Origin of the sequence: Acinetobacter sp. 226 (assembly GCF_048147925.1) — a bacterium.
Classification (GTDB): domain Bacteria; phylum Pseudomonadota; class Gammaproteobacteria; order Pseudomonadales; family Moraxellaceae; genus Acinetobacter; species Acinetobacter pecorum.
Genome location: NZ_JAYWYX010000020.1, coordinates 1 through 18,603, shown reverse-complemented (window position 1 = coordinate 18,603; position 18,603 = coordinate 1). Strand labels below are relative to the sequence as shown.

The window sequence follows — 18,603 nt, the reverse complement described above, 5'->3', positions numbered from 1 at the left end:
CGTACAGATTTGTGCAGTTTAGCCGTGTTTATGTTTTGTACAAAAAACAATCCTTCTGCGGCTGCAAATCCCGATGTAAATGCTTGGAAATGAGCCACTAGCGAAATGTATCCCCTGAAAAAGACTTTTTTAGCCTGAGAGTGAATTGAGAAGGAATAAAGCTGATCTTGTATAGATAACGATTCCGGAACCTGTTTTGCATAAATTCATACCTCAGTCTGTCAATCTAGCTCTGGAAGATGACACCATAATTACAAAATGGCTTTGCGCTATACTGGTCGACATACATCCATTCATTTTGAAAGATCGACACGAATAAGGAAATACTATGCCCAGCCTGTTTATTGTGATGCTTGGTGGCCGTCATGCCCGTGCCAATACAGAAGTTCATGATGTGGTTCTGGCAGTAGGAGAGAGTCTGGAAGATACCTATCCGCAATTGAAAAATGCCTGGTTTGCTGAGCAGAAAGGTCTGCATATTGATGCCTGGGCAAAAATTAACGGGCTGGAGTTCGAGGGGAAATCCTATGCGCTGCAATTTACTGATGCTGCTCCAAACCCGGCCGATGAAAAACTTTGGCTGATTAATCTGGGTGGTTATGATCCACGCGAGTTTGGCGAGCTGCATCGTTATGTGCTGGTGATTGCACAGAATGCCATGGTCGCTAAACAGCGCGGTAAAGCCTACTTCGCCCGGCACTGGCAAAAACAGCATACCGACCGTGTACTGGATGTAGATGACTGTCTTGCAATTGATCAGGTCTATGGCCGCTACGTCCAACTGGTAGAGAGCAGTTTTAGTGACAATCACTGGGAAAATACCTATCTCACCATTTAAAGTTGTCTATGAGAGAGAAAGCTTCTTGCGGCTGAAGGATTCGATAAGCGGTTTAAAAAATATCTTTATCAAAATTTAATAATTGGCATAATACAGTCAAGGAAAAAACAGTTTTGACTGAGATGGAATGTCTTAAATGGATTTAATTCAGGCAAATGGACAACCGCGTTATGGACGTTTTAAGGAGCTTCCAAAAAGTATTGACTATCAGGCATATCAATACAAGAATCCTTATGGCCATGTGCTGTCAGGCTGGCGTAAGCATCTAAAATATAAGAAATTCAAATTCTGTAGTATTCAGCACGAGCATTATACCATTGGACTGGCGATTGCCGATATTGCATGGGCAGGGCATGGCTTTGTTTATGTCTATAACCATATGAACAATGAAGTGCTGGAATGGAATGCGATTAATTTCCTGTCCCGTAACACTGTGCTGGATGAACAGCCGCTGTTTAATCATAGTTATTTTCACAAGTCACCTTTTCAGATCGATATCCAGCATGCCAACGGCGTGCGTTATATCAACGTCAGCAAATATGGTGAAATTAAACTCAGTGCCCGGATTTTCTGTGCTGGAACCGATCCACTGAGTATGTGCAGTCCGACTGGCATCAACGGCTGGACCTATACCCAGAAACTGACCACTTTGGGCTGTGAAGGCTTTTTCATTAACAAGCAGGGACAAACCATCCAGTTTAATGAACGCAGCTTTGCCTCATTAGATGATACGTGTGGCTTTTTACGCCCGGAAACCGCCTGGTTCTGGCTGTCCTGTAATTTCTGGGATGTGAACCATAACCGGATTGGGCTTAATCTGGCTTCGGGCGTGAATGAAAGTTTTGGCAACGAGAACTGTCTGTGGGTCAATGGAAAAATTTATCCACTGGCCGATGTGCTGTTCCAGCAGGAATCGGAAAACCAATGGACGATTCAGTCGCTGGATGAAAGATTGAATCTGATGGTCAGCACAGGCTGGCGCCGTTATGAAAATCTCAACCTGCGTCTGGTCGGGAGCCAGTTTAGTCAGTGGCAAGCCAAGGTTTCCGGAACGATTCAGCAAGATGATCAGGAAATTATTTTACTAAATGAATATGCCTTGCTTGAACAGCATTATGCCAAGTGGTAAATGTACAGGCATAAGACCTAAAAAAAGCCTTCAATTTTGAAGGCTTTTTGATTTGAACTTAATCTTTGGCAGCCTGCCAGAAGGCTTCACCGGCCTGAATAGGATCATTGGTTTCGGCTAGAGTTTTTACCCAGACATCATATTGGGCAATTACCGGATGCTGGGAAGGGTGGAAATCTTGTTTAAACCAGTCCCGATATTGTGTACCCATACGGGTCAATTTCCCGTTACGGCCAAAAAACCAGGGCAGTCCTTTTAAGTTCATTTGTAAACGTTGTAATGGCGTGAATCCATCATGTTTAAGCATGATATTGGCGCGGTATATGGTAAAGCTGAACATGAGCAGGGTAGTAATCACCAAGCTATATTTTCGCAGAAGCTCTGGAGTTTTTGCTACATCTTTCATCACATCAAAAGCCACATCACGATGTTCCATTTCTTCAATGGCATGCCATGCAAACATGGCACGAACAAAAGGATGGGCATCTCTTAACGTATCTTTCTGTCCAAAAAAAGTCTCGGCCATTAGCGCAGTCAGATGCTCTGCGGCAGCAGTTACCGCGATATTGTATTCAGGTGAGCGGTTTTTCAAGTCGTAATTCATCATGTAATTCAGGCGCTGAATGAACTGATCTACGGGCATGCCTTGCTCGCGCATCAGCTGATTCATTTTTTCATGGGTCATGCCATGCTGCGCTTCCTGACGAATAAAATCTGCAACACGCTGCTGCAGTTCCGGGTCTGTGATCTGATCGCGGAACAGGCGTACACTCTGAATAAAATAGCGCTCACCATCAGGAAAGGTCAGGCTCAGGGCATCGAACATGCGGGTCAGAAAGGGATCGCCGCCCAACCAGTAGCGTGGAATTTCATCCAGTTTAAAATCAAGCTGGGTCCGTACTACGGGCTTTATCAAAGATTTTAATACTGCATTCATCTTGTACGTTCTTTTTTATGACGATGCGAACAGTATGTCGGGGAATTCTGTAATTGTTTTGACAGCGCTTGCCAATTTTTATACATTTTATGCCAAATGAAAATAAAAACTGCTCAGACTAAAGCAGGCAGCGAGAAGCGCGCATGCAAGAAATTAAAATATCCAATGGTTATATTCAACTCTGGGCGACCTATCTGCGTGGTCTGCAAATTGAGCCTTTAAAAGCTGACTTTCTGCAAGATGTACATGAAGCGCTTGTTCCCCTGATTGATCAGCCTTTTGCCACACAAGTGCCTCTGGAATTATTGAATCAGCTTCTTTTAACAACCCGGCAGTATTTAAACTGTCCGCAGCTGATTTTCGAGATTGTACAAGTCATTCGCCCAGAACATTTTGGTGTGCTCGGTTATATGGCTTCGCGCAGCAGCAGCGTTGCGGAAATGATTCGCCATATCATGCGTTTTCAACGACTGGTGGTTGATGGTGGTGAGTTTGTACCTTTGCAGTTGAAGCAGCATGAATGCAGTATTGAATTATACTGGGCCTATCTGGACGAAAAATATAATCTGCTAAATGAACTGACCATGGCCGCGATGGTGCAGTTGGGACGTGTCATTTTACAGGATCATCAACTGTTAGTCCGTTGTGTACGCTTTGCCCATGCGCCCGATAGGAAACAAATGCATTATCAAAAGTTTTTCGCCAGCGAGGTGAAATTTTCCCAAGCCTACTACGGCATAGAACTGGATTTACAAGGACTGGCACATCGGTCTGAGCAGGCAGATCCTATGCTGTTGCAGTTGCTGGTACATCAGGCAGAACAGGCCATTGCAGCCAAGCCACTAGTTGAGAGTCATCTGGAGCAGGCCCAGCAAATGATTGCCGAACAGCTCCGTACCCGGCATCAGGTCATTAAAGTTGAACAGCTTGCCCGGCAGCTGCTGATGTCGACACGGAGTCTGCAGCGCTTGTTCAGCACCCATGGCACCTCATTTAAAAAACTGCTGGAACAGCAGCGGATTAAACGTTGCGAGCTGCTGTTGCAACAGGGAATGGAGCTGAGCGAGATCGCCGAGCAGCTGGATTATTCTGACCAGTCGGCATTGGCACGGGCCTACAAGGCAGCCACCGGACAGACATTGTTAGAGCGCAAAAGGCAGTTACACCAACAGCGCAGCTAAAAAAAGCGACCCAAACAGGTCGCTTTTTTATTTGAAGAAAATGGTGAGGTTAAGCGCTGGCTTTGATCTTGGGGAATCTAAATGCAATCGCCGCAATCGCAAAAATGGCCAGAATCCAGCAATAGTACACACCACCAATCAGTTCAACCGGTGAGATTTTTGCAATAGAACAGGCCAGTAGTAACTGTGCGCCATAGGGAATCAACCCTTGCACCACACAGGAGAAAATATCCATCAGTGCCGCAGAACGCTTGGGATCTACACCGTATTCTTTGGCAACTTCACGTGCCATATCTCCAGACAGAATAATCGCCACGGTATTATTGGCCACAAAAATATTCGAAAATACTACCAAGAAGCTGATCCCGATTTCGCCAGCACGTTGCTGACCGACTTTAAACAGACGGGTCAGGCTATAAATACGCTCGATCAGCCAGCGTAAACCGCCTTCACGTTGCATGATCGCCGACAGGCCACCCAGGAACATGGACAATAATGCCACTTCAAACATGCCGACAAAGCCATCATAAATTGAAGTATTCAGTTTGAGCAGATCAAATTCAGCTGTGGCAAACAGGCCAAACAAGCCGGAAAGTAGTACCCCAATGGTCAGCACAGCCAGAACGTGTAAACGGCTAAAGGCTAAAATAAATACGGCGATATAAGGTAAGACCAGAAGCCAGTTGAAGTCCTTGTATTCCACTGCATTGCTACTACCGCTACTCAACACGTAAATCAAAATAGTCACGATTGAGGCAGGAACCGCAATCCAGACATTGACTCTGAATTTGTCACGCAGTTGTACGCCCTGACTGGTCGTTGCAGCAATGGTGGTATCCGAGATCATTGAAAGATTGTCACCGAACATGGCACCACCAACGACCGCACCAACCGCATAAACTACATTGATCTCGGTGACCTCGGCAAATCCAAAAGCGATCGGCGCACAGGCTGCAATGGTGCCCATGGAGGTACCCATCGCCGTGGCAATAAAGGCCGAGATCACAAACAGCATCGGCAGAATAAATGTGGGTGGAATCACCGACAAGCCCATCTGCACAGTGGCATCCACACTGCCAATGGCACTACTGACGCTGGCAAAGGCACCGGCCAGCATAAACACCATAAACATCAGGATTAAGTTCGGATGACTGGCACCTTTGATGAATTCCTCAATGCCCTGGTTGAGTTTGCCGCGATACACTAATGCAGCCAAGATAATCGCAGGCAGGGCAGCCACAGGCGCTTTCACCTGATAGAACGCGAACTCGGTTCCGATCAGGGAATGATAGATCCCGCTACCCAAAAATATGGTTAAAAATACAATAAGCGGCAGCAGTGCAATGGCGCGTGCCTGCACTGTCGCCTCAGAATCAGTCTGCATAGGAGATAAAAAAGTAAGAGAATAGGACTAGTATAAAGCAGGTTTTGCAATTTCAGAAAACTTTATATGAATGCGCTAACATCTGCATTTTTATTAATTTTTATATGATAAAAATAAGTTTATCTAAATATTCAAGATTTTAGGTAATAGCAAAATTAGGCATCTTTGATCATTGTGAAAAAAATCAAAATAATCGTAAATAGACTCTTCCGAATTGTTTTGAAATCTTCGCACAGGAAATGAAGTACTCGAGGTCGGTATCGCAGACTGTTCATTGGACAAAAAATAGCGTTACAATGCGATGTCTTGTATTTCTACATAGTCAATGCCTCAAGTTTGAAACACGTTAAGGAAAATATCACCCTATGTCACGTTTAGCCGCCCGATTTGCACAACTTAAATCTCAACAGCGTAAAGCTTTAGTTTCTTATGTAATGGCTGGTGATCCGCATCCAGAAATTACGGTGCCTTTGTTGCATGAGATGGTGGATGCGGGTGTCGACGTGATTGAGCTGGGACTTCCTTTCTCAGACCCGATGGCAGATGGGCCGGTAATTGCGCTGGCTGCTGAACGTGCTCTGGCTGGTGGAACCAATACGCTGGATGCCCTACATATGGTGAAAGAATTTCGCTTGAAAGACCGCGAAACACCCGTGGTGCTGATGGGTTATCTGAATCCGGTTGAAGTAATTGGCTATGAAAAGTTTGTGGCTTATGCCTATGAATGTGGAGTAGACGGCGTACTGCTGGTGGACTTGCCACCAGAAGAAGCAAAAAGTCTGGGTGAAGTATTGGAAAAATATGACATGGATCAGATTTTCCTGCTGGCACCAACTTCAACCGATGCACGTATTCAACATGTAGCAAAACAGGCCAGCGGCTTTATTTACTATGTGTCACTGAAAGGCGTGACCGGTGCAGCAACTTTAGATGTTTCTGAAGCCGCTGCACGCATTCAAAAGATTAAAGCTGTGACTGATGTTCCTGTAGGCGTAGGTTTCGGTATCAGTGATGCTGCATCTGCGAAAGCGATGGGTGTTGCTGCCGATGCAGTTATTGTGGGTAGTGCGTTTGTAAAGCAGTTTGCAACGCTCGCACCAGAACAAGCCGTTATTGCAACGGTGAATAAAGTCAAGGAGCTTCGAGCAGCGCTCGATGAGTTAGTATGAGTCAACAACTGAAATCAGGCAAAATTCTGAGCCCATCGACCCCATGGACGGAGCGCACTGTTCCGGGCATTCAGGTACCCGATGAGCAAACGGCATATAAAGCGACATTTACCGAGCCTACGATTGAGTGCCCTGAATGTCATGCATTGGTGACCCGTACTGCCATGTCATTCAATGCCTATGTCTGTCCGCAATGTGATGAACATTTGCGTATGAAAGCCCGTGAGCGTCTGAACTGGTTCTTTGACCAGGTACAAACAGAGCTGGGTCAGGAATTTGTAGCCAAAGATCCACTGAAATTTGTCGATAGCAAAGCCTATCCAGACCGTATGGCAGAAGCGCAAAAGAAAACCGGTGAAACTGAAGCACTGGTCGTGATTCAAGGTTTGCTGAAAGGCGTACCGATGATTGCCTGTGCATTTGAATTCGACTTTATGGGTGGTTCGATGGGTACAGTAGTGGGTGACCGCTTTGTTCAGGCAGCAGAACGTGCGATTGAAACCCGTCAGCCCCTGATCTGTTTTGCTGCTTCTGGTGGTGCACGTATGCAGGAAGGCATGTTGTCCCTGATGCAAATGGCGCGTACTTCGGCTGCGATCCAGCGTTTAAAAGAAGCAGGTCTGCCTTATGTGGTCGTACTGACTCATCCGGTATACGGTGGTGTAACTGCCTCATTGGCAATGTTGGGTGATGTGCATCTTGCCGAACCGAAAGCGATGATTGGTTTTGCCGGTAAACGTGTGATCGAACAGACCGTACGTGAAAAACTGGAAGAACCGTTCCAGCGCGCGGAATATTTGCTTGATCATGGGGTAATCGATCAGATTGTTCACCGTCACGCATTACGTGATACAGTTTATCGTATCGTTACGAAGTTGATGAATTTGCATTGAACACAGCACCCTTAGCAACAGATTCTTTAAATACATGGCTCGATTATTGGAGCCATGTTCACGTTACGGGTATTGATTTAGGTCTGGAACGTGTCATTCCGGTGGCTGAAAAGCTGGGCGTGACATCTCCAGAGGCCAAAGTGCTGACGGTGGCAGGAACCAATGGTAAGGGTTCAACCACTACCACACTGGCCGCGATTCTGAATGCGCAAGGCTTCAAGGTCGGGCTGTATCAATCTCCACATGTGTATCGCTTTAATGAACGCGTGAAATTACGCGGCATTGAGGTGGAAGATCAGTTGCTGATTGATGCTTTTGTTCAGGTCGATCAGGCTCGTCGCGAATGCGGTTTGAGCCTGTCTTTCTTTGAAGCCACCACACTGGCCGCCTTTGTGATTTTTAAAGATCAGTGCTGTGATGTCTGGGTACTGGAAGTCGGCCTGGGCGGTCGTCTGGATGTGGTCAATGTGGTCAATCCCGATGTTGCGGTAATTACCAATATTGGTCTGGATCATACCGACTGGCTTGGTGACACCATCGAGAAAATTGCTTTTGAAAAGGCCGGAATTATCCGCCCGGATATTCCCGTGGTATTTGGTGGACAGCAACAGATCCCGCAAGCCATTCTGGATACATCCCAAGAATGCAATGCGCCCTTGTATGCAATCAACCGGGATTATTTTTATGAAGCGTTTGAAGATGGCCAAAGCTGGGCTTTTGCTTCTTCGGGTACAACCTTAAAATTCCCAACAGGATCGCTGGCGCTGGATAATATTTCTACCGCCGTGGCCGCCATCCTGCTGAGCGGATTAAACGTCAGCCAGCAGGCAATTGCACAAGGCATTCAAACGGCAAAATTGCCGGGACGGTTTGAAATCCGTCAAATCCAGAATAAAACCGTGATTTTTGATGCCGGGCATAACCCGCATGGGGTCGAATTTCTGCTGAAACAGTTGCGAAGTTATTTAAATTATAATCAAAAATATAATGAAGTTATTTGCGTATTTTCAATGCTGGCAGATAAAGATATAAATTCTGTCGCCAAGTTATTGAAAGACACAGTTCAATTGTGGAAAATTGCACCATTATCCGTTCCGCGTGCGGCAGAGGTCACAGTTTTGGCTGATGCTTTAAGCGGTGAGGCGGTAGAACAATTTGACAATGTAAAATTAGCTTTTAAATCAGCACTGGATCAAACAGATAATAATCAGCTGATTTTGGTATGTGGATCATTTCATACCTTAGAAGCGGTATGGGAGTATTTGGAAGAATGTCAATGAATAACAAACAGCGCTGGATGGGCGGTGTTGTTTTACTCGGTGGTGGTGTTTTATTGGCAGCATTACTCCTGAAAGGCCAAGATGAAATCAATCATGACCGTCAGCAAAATCCGGCCCAGGCTGCGGAAGTTGAAAATAAAGAGACAGGCAATCATTCGCTCGGTTCTTTGACGGTCGATGTGGAAACAGAAAAGCGTTTACTTGAACAGCAACGTCGTGACCGGGAAAAATCGGTTGCAGAGCAGGAAGCACGTGCAGCCGAATTTTTAGCGATGCAACAGCAGGCTGAAGCAGATGCTGCGCGTAAAGCGGCTGAAGAATATGCTGCCCTGAATGCACACCGTATGGGACAGCAAAGTTCCGATAATATTCCGCCAGAACTGGTGGAAGACGAACAGGCCAAGCAGAAACGTCTGGCTGAAGAAAAAGCACTGCAAGAAAAAAAGTTAGCCCAGCAGCAGCTGGACCAACAAAAAGCCAATAGTTCTACTGATGCAGCCAAGAAAGAAGCAGAGCGTAAAGCGGCTGAAAGCAAAGCTGTAGAAGAAAAACGCAAGTTAGAGCAGCAGCAAAAAGCCGAAGCAGAACGTAAGGTGGCTGAAACAAAACGTAAAGCCGAGGAAGAGCGTAAAGCGACTGAAAAGAAAGAAGCTGAACGTAAAGCTGCCGAGGAAAAACGTAAAGCCGACGAAAAGCGTAAAGCTGAAGAAGCCAAGAAGAAAGCAGAAGCTGAACAGGCACGTAAACTTCTGGAAGGAGAAGAGGACAAGCAATGGATGGTGCAGGTGGCACTGGCTGCGAATGAAGCCAATGCAGATGCGGTGGCAGCCAAGCTGCGTGCCAAAGGTTACAAGGTCACCAAAAGTCCTACTTCTAAAGGCATACGTATCATGGTTGGACCCTCTAAAGACCGTGATACTGCAGACGCACTCCGCAAGAAAATCACGTCTGATGCCAGCCTGAATATGAAATCAGCTTGGGTCAATGACTGGGTGCCACTAGATAAGCGTTAATTATTTTGGCTAGTCGAAGTTTCTGTAGATGGATTTGCGAGCTGTTCGCGAATCCATTTTACATTTTCAGGCGTGAATAACTTTTCGATATTACGCCAAATTGCATGAAAGCCATAACCGCCATGTTTCATTTCCTGTAGCGCCTGCTCAATCGACCAATATTCAAAAATAATCCGGTACATGGCGACACTGGCACCGGTACGGTCTGAACCATGATAACAATGCAGTAAAACTTTTTGGTTGTTTTGTTGTGCTTGCTGGATCAGTAACATAACTTTCAATAAATCTTCCCGATCAAGTGCCCAAGTATGGATGGGTACATGATGCAGCTGAAATTTTTCATTGCTTAAAATGATGCTGTCTTGATCCCGTGAACGTAAATTAATAACCACATCGATGTGATGCTGTTTTAATAAAGAAATAAGTTCGGATGAAGGCTGTTCACTACGATAGACAAAATTACTGATTTGATGAAAATTATATTCCTGATGAATTGCCTTTCCCCAATGCTGAGGACGTTCATGCGCAGGCAGGGCGGGCGTGGTCACACAACCTGTGGTCAGGAGGTAGCCACTCATCATGATTGGAAATATACAGATTTTCATACAAACCCTAATTCCTAATTGCTGTTTTTGTCCTTTAAAGTTTAAAGTGAATACGAGATTTTGAATATAAAAAAGCCTATCCGAAGACAGGCTTTATAGTGATAGTTCTCTTGTTTTTTATGATAGCGCTTTTAATTTTGCTCAGGCTGCGGCGTAAGCCTTAAATAAGGTGTTACCGCGGTATAACCTTTAGGGAAGCGTTGCTTGATCTCCTCCTCATCTTTTAATGAAGGAATGATCACGACATCCTCACCCTGCCGCCAGTTTGCTGGCGTGGCTACTTTATGTTTATCAGTGAGTTGCAGGGAGTCTATGACACGCAAGATTTCATGGAAATTACGTCCTGTCGATGCAGGATAAGTAATAATTAAACGGACTTTTTTGTTGGGATCGATGACTACTAAAGAACGAACTGTTAGCGTTTCGCTGGCATTCGGATGGATAAAGTCATACAGCTCGGAGACTTTACGATCCTGATCGGCAATAATCGGGAAATTGACCGTGGTATTCTGGGTTTCATTGATATCTTTAATCCAGCCATGATGTGATTCAACATCATCGACCGACAGGGCAATCGCTTTCACGCCACGTTTTGCGAACTCGTCTTTCAGTTTTGCGGTATAGCCAAGTTCAGTCGTACATACTGGTGTATAGTCGGCAGGGTGTGAAAATAAAATGCCCCAGCTATCGCCCAGAAAATCATAAAAATTAATCAGGCCTTCACTGGATTGCTGTTCAAAATTCGGTGCGGTATCGCCTAGACGTAAACTCATCTTTTTGCCTCAATTGGTTTTTTAATGGAGAGATAAGATTTAATATGAACCAAGATTTATATAATTAAAAATAGTGTTTTTAGCTTTCTTTATGAATAAACTGCATAAGCAAGATATCCATCTATCCAGAAGTGCAAAAATCAGTCAATTAATTGACTATGTTGCACAGGGAAAATTTGCTACATTACTTTGCCTTAGATCTTAGGGCTAGAACTAAGGATCAGATTTTTTTAGCGGTTTTACAGCAAAACCCTTGTAGTTCAAATTTCTAGCACCATAATAACGACTAAGAACATATTCATTTGACAAGCAAGATTTAGAGAGTCTATTCATGTTGGCAAGTCTGATCGGAGGAATCTTCGGTACCAAAAATGAGCGCGAACTCAAACGCATGCGTAAAATCGTAGACAAGATTAATGCGCTCGAGCCGACGATATCATCCCTGAGCGATGCAGACTTATCTGCAAAAACTGAAGAATTCAAACAACGATATAATAAGGGTGAAACCCTTGATAAATTACTTCCTGAAGCATTTGCAGTCTGTCGTGAAGCCGCTAAGCGAGTGATGGGCATGCGTCATTATGACGTGCAGCTGATCGGCGGTATTACCTTGCATGAAGGCAAAATCGCAGAGATGCGTACCGGTGAGGGTAAAACCCTGATGGGTACTTTGGCCTGCTATCTGAATGCCATCAGTGGTCAAGGTGTGCATGTCATTACCGTGAACGATTATCTGGCACAGCGTGATGCCGAGTTAAACCGTCCATTATTTGAATTTTTGGGTTTAAGCATCGGTATCATTTATTCCATGCAAAATCCGATGGAAAAAGCTGAAGCTTATCGTGCCGATATTACTTACGGTACCAATAACGAATTCGGTTTTGACTACCTGCGTGACAATATGGTCTTCTCGCTGGCCGAGAAAAAACAGCGTGGTCTGATCTATGCCATTATCGATGAGGTCGATTCGATCCTGATTGATGAAGCACGTACCCCACTGATTATTTCTGGTCAAAGTGAAGACTCTTCACAGCTTTATGCAGCCATTAATAATATTCCACCAAAGTTAAAACCACAGAAAGAAGAAAAAGTGCCGGACGGTGGCCACTTCTGGATTGATGAAAAACAGCGTTCAGTTGAAATTACTGAAGTGGGCTTTGAAACCATTGAAAGTGAACTGATTGAAATGGGTCTGCTGGCTGAAGGTGAGAGCCTGTATTCAGCGGCGAACCTGAACCTGTTACATCATGTCACTGCAGCGATTCGCGCCCATTATCTTTATCAACGCAATGTGCAATACATCATCAATGATGGTGAAGTGATTATTGTCGATGAAAATACCGGTCGTACCATGCCGGGACGTCGTTGGTCTGAAGGTTTGCATCAAGCTGTAGAAGCCAAAGAAGGACTGGAAATCCAGCCGGAAAACCAGACTCTGGCAACCACAACCTTCCAGAACTATTTCCGTCTGTATAAAAAACTGTCCGGTATGACCGGTACTGCTGATACTGAAGCAGCGGAAATGAAAGAAATTTATGGTCTGGATGTGGTGCTGATTCCAACGCACCGTCCAATGATCCGTGATGACCAGAATGATTTGATTTATCTAAATCGTGAAGGAAAATATAACGCGATTATTCAAGAAATCATGCGCGTTCACGAAGCAGGTGTTGCGCCAATTCTGATTGGTACAGCCACCATTGAAGCGTCTGAAATCCTTTCGGACAAGCTAAAAGCAGCTGGCATTGAACATGAAGTGCTAAATGCCAAGCAGCATGAGCGTGAAGCCGATATTATTGCCCAGGCGGGTGCACCACGTGCTGTAACTATTGCTACCAACATGGCCGGTCGTGGTACCGATATTTTGCTCGGTGGTAACTGGAAAGCATTACTGGCGAAAATTGAAAACCCGACTCCTGAAGATGAAGCGCGTCTGAAAGCAGAATGGGAGGTCAATCATCAGGCAGTGCTGGATTCGGGCGGTTTGCATATTATCGGTTCCGAACGTCATGAATCACGCCGTATCGATAACCAGCTGCGTGGCCGTGCCGGCCGTCAGGGTGACCCCGGTGTGTCGCGCTTCTACCTGTCACTGGAAGATGACCTGATGCGTATTTTTGCCGGTGATCGTGTGGTCGGTATGATGCGTGCCATGGGCTTACAGGAAGATGAAGCCATTGAGCACAAGATGGTGTCTCGGTCGATTGAAAATGCCCAGCGTAAAGTGGAAGCACGTAACTTTGACATTCGTAAGAACCTGTTGAAATACGATGACGTCAATAACGAACAGCGTAAGATCATTTATAGTCAACGTGATGACATTCTGGCGGAAAGCTCATTGCAGGATTATATTGAAGAAATGATCCGTGAAGTGATGCAAGGTGTGATCGCCAATTATATTCCACCTGAATCGATTCATGACCAGTGGGATATTGAAGGTCTGGAACTGGCGTTGCGTGAAGACCTGTCAATAGATATTCCTGTCGGACAATGGTTGGAACAGGACCGTCGTCTGGATGAAGAAGCTTTGGTCGAGCGTATTACAGATGAAGTGCTGAATCGCTACCGTTCACGTCGTGAGCAAATGGGTGAAGAATCTGCAGCATCCCTAGAACGTCACTTTATGCTGAATTCTCTGGACCGTCACTGGAAAGAACATCTGGCGGCTATGGACTACTTGCGTCAGGGGATTCATTTACGTGGTTATGCACAGAAGAATCCAGAGCAGGAATACAAAAAAGAAGCTTATAACCTGTTTGTGAACATGCTCGGTACGATTAAGTCCGATGTCGTGACAGATCTGTCGCGTATCCACGTACCGACCCCTGAAGAACTGGCCCAAATGGAAGCACAGCAACAGGCACAGGCTGAGGCAATGCGTTTGCAGCTATCTCATCAGGAATTTGACGGCTTGCTTGCAGGTGAACATGAGATGGATACCGAACAGAATGCTCAGGCGAATCCTGTAGCGCCAGTCTTTGAAGCGCCGGCAAGTCGTAATGCACCTTGCCCGTGTGGTTCAGGCCTGAAATACAAACAGTGTCATGGCAAGATCTAAACTGGATTAGAAATCAGAGCCACATGGCTCTGATTTTTTTATGTATGAAGATTTTTCAGAAATTGAATACTGTTTGCAGTCTTAGGAATTAAATGCTATTTAATGGCTGATTCAACACCTCAAAGTGGAAGAACCTGAATGAAAAAAGTATTAAAAACGCTCATGATTGCTGCTTTGGCAATGCCTGTATTAAGTTTTGCACAGACTCCATCTACCACAACACTGGATAAGGTTGAGCAAGCGGTGGGTACGACCACTGCCCAAGTGCAACGCACGGATACACAAGTGACGGTAGTCAGTCCACGTACGGGGATCAGTTATACCTTTGCTAACCAGAATCGTCCGATTGTATTGCAGACTGCTGCGATTGCAGCGGCCAATGCAGCAAATGCAGACCGGATTGTTGCTACAAATCCCGCTCTTTCAAGCGTAAGTCAGCAACAGGCCAAACAGGCTTTATTGAATCAAGCTGGACAAATTGCACAAAACTAAAAATATCTCATTAAAAAATATGAAAACCAGTCTTGATGACTGGTTTTTTATTGTGAAAATCTATAATAAATCTTAGGCGAGCTCTGGCTTTGGCTCGATTTTTTATTGCAGATCAACTAAGCTGTATTTTTCTGAAACTTCAAGATTGGATTTTAAAATGGCAGTTGGTGACGTATCTATGCCACAGATGCATGTGGTGAAAGGGGTTAAAATTGGTTCGGCTGAAGCCTATGTACGCTATCAGAACCGACGTGACCTGGTGATATTTGAACTGGCTGCCGGCTCCAATGTTGCAGGGGTATTTACTCAAAATGCCTTCTGCGCAGCCCCGGTGCATGTGTCAAAAGCACATTTAAAGATAGGCAATCCACGGTATCTCGTCATTAATACCGGTAATGCCAATGCGGGTACTGGCCCGACAGGTATGGTAAATGCAGAAGCGACCTGTGCCAAACTGGCCGAGCTGGCCGGAGTAAAACCTGAAGAAGTATTACCGTTTTCAACAGGTGTGATTGGCGAGCAGTTGCCAATGGAGCGTTTGCTCAGTGGGTTGCAGCCAGCCCTGGATTCATTGCGTGATGATGCTTGGATGGATGCAGCGACAGGAATTATGACCACGGATACCACACCGAAAGGTGCATCCGAACAGTTCGAACTGGATGGTATTACTTATACCATGACAGGTATTTCCAAGGGTGCCGGCATGATTCGTCCAAATATGGCGACCATGCTGGGCTATGTGGCCACAGATGCGCCGATCAGCCGTGAACTGGTACAGCAGCTTTTGTCTGAGACAGTAAACCAGTCATTTAACCGTATTACGATTGACGGCGATACTTCAACCAATGACTCCTGTATCTTGATCGCTACAGGTCAGGCAGGTGGTGTCGAAATTAATTCGATTGAAGATTCGCGTTATGCAGCGGTGCGAGAAGTACTGATGCGTATCATGAAACGCCTTGCACAACTGATCGTGCGTGATGGTGAAGGTGCAACCAAATTTATTACCGTCACAGTCGAGGGGGGTGCCAATACCCAGGAATGCTGTGATGTAGCCTATAGCATTGCCCATTCACCTCTAGTTAAAACTGCGATCTTTGCTTCTGATCCAAACTGGGGGCGTATTCTGGCTGCGATTGGTTATGCCAGTGTAGTAAATTTAGACGTTGCAAAAATTCAGGTTTGGTTAGATGATGTACAAATCTGCAAAGATGGTGGTGCAGCAGCAGATTATACCGAAGCGGCAGGTGCACGTGTCATGGCACAAGCTGAAATGACGATTCGTGTTGATCTTGGACGGGGTGAAGCAAAAGATACGGTCTATACCTGTGACTTATCTTATGATTATGTAAAAATCAATGCAGATTATCGTTCATAATCCAGATTGTTTTGAAAGCCTCCATTGCGGGGCTTTTTTTATACTTAATGATTTTTAATGACTGGTCAAAAATAGCATATCGCCAGAGATGACCGGGATGTAGGGTGAAAGGTTCATTGAATAATGAACCATGAGGGTAGAGTAAGAGTTGTTATGAATGATGCGACTAAATTAATAGCGAATGAAGCTAAATCGATTGTGCAGGCGCATTTAGATCGTTTAGGAGATCCCAAAGAGCATCAGATCAGTGCACAAGCCAAACAGGAAAAATTTGCCCAGATTCAGACCGAGCTGGAAAAACAGAATGCGGTTTTAGTCGCGCATTATTATTGTGATCCTGAAGTGCAGGAGCTGGCCGAACTTACAGGTGGTTGTGTTTCGGATTCACTAGAAATGGCACGTTTTGGTCGCGATCACCCAGCATCGACGCTTGTGGTAGCAGGTGTGAAATTTATGGGTGAAACTTCAAAAATCCTTTCACCTGAAAAAACGGTACTCATGCCTACTCTGGAAGCCACCTGTTCGCTAGATCTGGGCTGTCCTGTAGATGAGTTTAGCAAGTTCTGTGATGCTCATCCTGATCATACTGTAGTGGTCTATGCCAATACTTCTGCTGCGGTGAAAGCACGTGCCGATTGGGTGGTCACCTCAAGTTGTGCAGTGGAAATTATTGAGCATCTGGACAGTCTGGGTGAAAAAATTATATGGGCACCGGATCAGCATCTGGGACGTTATATTCAGAACAAAACCGGAGCTGACATGCTGCTTTGGGACGGGGCTTGTATCGTACATGAAGAATTCCGCTCCCGCGGTATTGCTAGTATGAAAGCTTTATATCCAGATGCGGCAGTTTTGGTACATCCGGAATCACCCATGTCCGTGGTAGAAATTGCAGATGCAGTTGGGAGTACTTCGCAACTGATCAAGGCAGCCCAAACTTTACCGCACAAGCGATTAATTGTGGCAACAGACCGTGGCATCTTCTATAAAATGCAGCAAGCTGTCCCGGATAAGATCCTGATTGAGGCTCCAACCGCTGGAGAAGGAGCAACATGTCGTTCCTGTGCACATTGTCCTTGGATGGCAATGAACGAACTTGATGGAATTTTGCAGGTTTTGCAGCATCGTGATCAGGAGATTCATGTGGACCCCACTTTAGCTCAGCGAGCCAAATTACCCCTAGATCGAATGTTAGATTTTAGCGCCAGCTTAAAACGCTAGAAATTTGTATAAAAAATGTCTGAAATGCTTGATAAATAAACGCTTGAAGTGTTTTTTCGATTTTTTTTAAATATAGGTGTTGACGTCTCAGGGCGTCACGCCTAGAATGCACACCGTACCGAACGAGATGTTCGATACAAAAGCTGAGATGAATCGGAGCATAGCACAGCCTGGTAGTGCACCTGGTTTGGGACCAGGGGGTCGTAGGTTCGAATCCTACTGCTCCGACCAATTCTTCAAGGCAAATGATGTTAGCATCAGTAAAGCGCTTGTAGCTCAGTTGGATAGAGCATCCGCCTTCTAAGCGGATGGTCACAGGTTCGAATCCTGTCAGGCGCGCCATTTGGTGGCTTGATATTAAGAACTAAATGTGATAATGGTGGATGTAGCTCAGTTGGTAGAGCCCTGGATTGTGATTCCAGTTGTCGCGGGTTCGAATCCCGTCATTCACCCCAACTTTTAAAGTTGAATTCGGAGCATAGCACAGCCTGGTAGTGCACCTGGTTTGGGACCAGGGGGTCGTAGGTTCGAATCCTACTGCTCCGACCATCTCCTTCAAGATGGTCGAGATAAAAGATACCGCGTTAAGCGGTTTTTTTATGCCTGAAATCTATGTTTGGCTTAAAGTGAGTAAGGATAAGTATTTGGGGTTAAAAATAACTAATCAATTATCTGGTTATTAAAGTTATTAAAATAATATTTCCTCATTCCTCATTCCTCATTCCTCATTCCTCATTCCTCATTCCTCATTCTTCATTTGAATATCCAATAACTGTGATTAGAAAAGATCTTCTGATTAATGAACTTTTTTTGGGATTAGCAATTATTTTCGACACAAGGTTTATTTAAATTATTCCAAAACAATAGTTTTAAAAAGATATTAAAGGGCATAAAAAATAAGAAGCATAAATTGTAATTTTTCAGTTAATAAAGAAATAAAGATTATTTTTAATAATGAGATTGTGAAAATAGAAGTTTGTAGTGTTAAAAAAAGAATATTTCAGATTGAAAAGTATACATATATGTATATTTTGCAGAAATAATAAACAGTCGTTAGGTTTTTTCTGAATTATTTAAAAAATGGGGTTGCAAGGGATGTGAAATGCTGTAGAATGCACATCCATCGGCGGTGATGAAGATTAAAACTTCTGATAAAACAGTGACTTAGTTAAGAATGATTGAGTTGGGTTTTAGAAAGAAAGTTTAAAAATAATGTTCATGACTGGTTGACTTTCTAGAGATAGAGAGTAAT

15 protein-coding genes and 4 tRNA genes are annotated in these 18,603 nt (G+C 44.7%); 15 read left to right on the top strand and 4 right to left on the bottom strand.

The features are described 5' to 3' along the window. Positions 1-328 precede the first annotated feature (328 nt). Complete coding sequence (locus VXP95_RS10600) at positions 329-838, top strand: DUF1543 domain-containing protein (protein ID WP_416712008.1); 510 nt, start codon at positions 329-331, stop codon at positions 836-838. Between the two features lie 136 nt (positions 839-974). Beyond that, the gene (locus VXP95_RS10595) at positions 975-1,967 is read left to right on the top strand and encodes a DUF2804 domain-containing protein (protein WP_416706149.1); all 993 of its coding nucleotides are present in this window, start codon (positions 975-977) and stop codon (positions 1,965-1,967) included. A gap of 58 nt (positions 1,968-2,025) precedes the next feature. Here the strand turns inward: VXP95_RS10595 and VXP95_RS10590 are convergent, their stop codons facing one another. Continuing rightward, positions 2,026-2,904, bottom strand: coding sequence for a metal-dependent hydrolase (locus VXP95_RS10590; RefSeq protein WP_416712007.1), 879 nt, complete (start codon positions 2,902-2,904; stop codon positions 2,026-2,028). Positions 2,905-3,047: 143 nt separating this feature from the next. Between VXP95_RS10590 and VXP95_RS10585 the strand changes: the two genes are divergently transcribed. Next, complete coding sequence (locus VXP95_RS10585) at positions 3,048-4,085, top strand: AraC family transcriptional regulator ligand-binding domain-containing protein (RefSeq protein WP_416712006.1); 1,038 nt, start codon at positions 3,048-3,050, stop codon at positions 4,083-4,085. A gap of 49 nt (positions 4,086-4,134) precedes the next feature. Here VXP95_RS10585 and VXP95_RS10580 read toward each other — a convergent pair whose 3' ends face one another. Further along, a complete protein-coding gene (locus VXP95_RS10580) occupies positions 4,135-5,469 on the bottom strand; it encodes a Na+/H+ antiporter NhaC family protein (RefSeq protein ID WP_416681912.1) in 1,335 nt (444 codons plus the stop codon). A 365-nt stretch (positions 5,470-5,834) separates the two neighbouring features. Here VXP95_RS10580 and trpA point away from each other — a divergent pair, with 365 nt between their 5' ends. Genes trpA through VXP95_RS10560 form a run of 4 tightly spaced genes read left to right on the top strand, consistent with a single transcriptional unit; the run spans position 5,835 to position 9,824 of the window. Further along, positions 5,835-6,638, top strand: a complete 804-nt coding sequence (gene trpA / locus VXP95_RS10575; protein WP_064095192.1) for a tryptophan synthase subunit alpha — start codon at positions 5,835-5,837, stop codon at positions 6,636-6,638. Further along, positions 6,635-7,531: an acetyl-CoA carboxylase, carboxyltransferase subunit beta gene (accD, locus tag VXP95_RS10570; protein WP_064095191.1), complete on the top strand. Its 897-nt coding sequence runs from the start codon at positions 6,635-6,637 to the stop codon at positions 7,529-7,531. Before trpA ends, accD begins: the two co-directional genes overlap by 4 nt. After that, positions 7,528-8,811, top strand: a complete 1,284-nt coding sequence (folC, locus tag VXP95_RS10565) for a bifunctional tetrahydrofolate synthase/dihydrofolate synthase (RefSeq protein ID WP_416681914.1) — start codon at positions 7,528-7,530, stop codon at positions 8,809-8,811. Before accD ends, folC begins: the two co-directional genes overlap by 4 nt. After that, the gene (locus VXP95_RS10560) at positions 8,808-9,824 is read left to right on the top strand and encodes an SPOR domain-containing protein (protein WP_416681915.1); all 1,017 of its coding nucleotides are present in this window, start codon (positions 8,808-8,810) and stop codon (positions 9,822-9,824) included. Before folC ends, VXP95_RS10560 begins: the two co-directional genes overlap by 4 nt. Here the strand turns inward: VXP95_RS10560 and VXP95_RS10555 are convergent. Then, complete coding sequence (locus tag VXP95_RS10555; protein WP_416681917.1) at positions 9,821-10,429, bottom strand: dual specificity protein phosphatase family protein; 609 nt, start codon at positions 10,427-10,429, stop codon at positions 9,821-9,823. The genes VXP95_RS10560 and VXP95_RS10555 overlap by 4 nt on opposite strands. A gap of 131 nt (positions 10,430-10,560) precedes the next feature. Further along, entirely contained in the window at positions 10,561-11,202 is a 642-nt protein-coding gene (locus tag VXP95_RS10550; RefSeq protein ID WP_416712005.1) for a peroxiredoxin, read from the bottom strand. 331 nt (positions 11,203-11,533) lie between these two features. On the opposite strand from VXP95_RS10550, the gene secA reads away from it, so the two are divergent. The 8 genes from secA (at position 11,534) to VXP95_RS10510 (ending at position 17,900) form a co-directional block, all read left to right on the top strand. After that, positions 11,534-14,260: a preprotein translocase subunit SecA gene (gene secA, locus VXP95_RS10545; RefSeq protein WP_416712004.1), complete on the top strand. Its 2,727-nt coding sequence runs from the start codon at positions 11,534-11,536 to the stop codon at positions 14,258-14,260. 138 nt (positions 14,261-14,398) lie between these two features. Further along, complete coding sequence (locus tag VXP95_RS10540) at positions 14,399-14,752, top strand: hypothetical protein (protein ID WP_064095185.1); 354 nt, start codon at positions 14,399-14,401, stop codon at positions 14,750-14,752. A gap of 157 nt (positions 14,753-14,909) precedes the next feature. Further along, complete coding sequence (gene argJ / locus VXP95_RS10535) at positions 14,910-16,130, top strand: bifunctional glutamate N-acetyltransferase/amino-acid acetyltransferase ArgJ (protein WP_416681924.1); 1,221 nt, start codon at positions 14,910-14,912, stop codon at positions 16,128-16,130. Positions 16,131-16,283: 153 nt separating this feature from the next. Next, the gene (gene nadA, locus VXP95_RS10530) at positions 16,284-17,351 is read left to right on the top strand and encodes a quinolinate synthase NadA (RefSeq protein WP_416706144.1); all 1,068 of its coding nucleotides are present in this window, start codon (positions 16,284-16,286) and stop codon (positions 17,349-17,351) included. Between the two features lie 154 nt (positions 17,352-17,505). After that, positions 17,506-17,582: transfer RNA gene (locus VXP95_RS10525), tRNA-Pro, on the top strand. Positions 17,583-17,616: 34 nt separating this feature from the next. Continuing rightward, a tRNA-Arg gene (locus VXP95_RS10520) sits at positions 17,617-17,693 on the top strand. A gap of 37 nt (positions 17,694-17,730) precedes the next feature. Beyond that, positions 17,731-17,806, top strand: a tRNA-His gene (locus tag VXP95_RS10515). Positions 17,807-17,823: 17 nt separating this feature from the next. Next, a tRNA-Pro gene (locus tag VXP95_RS10510) sits at positions 17,824-17,900 on the top strand. Positions 17,901-18,603: the final 703 nt, after the last annotated feature.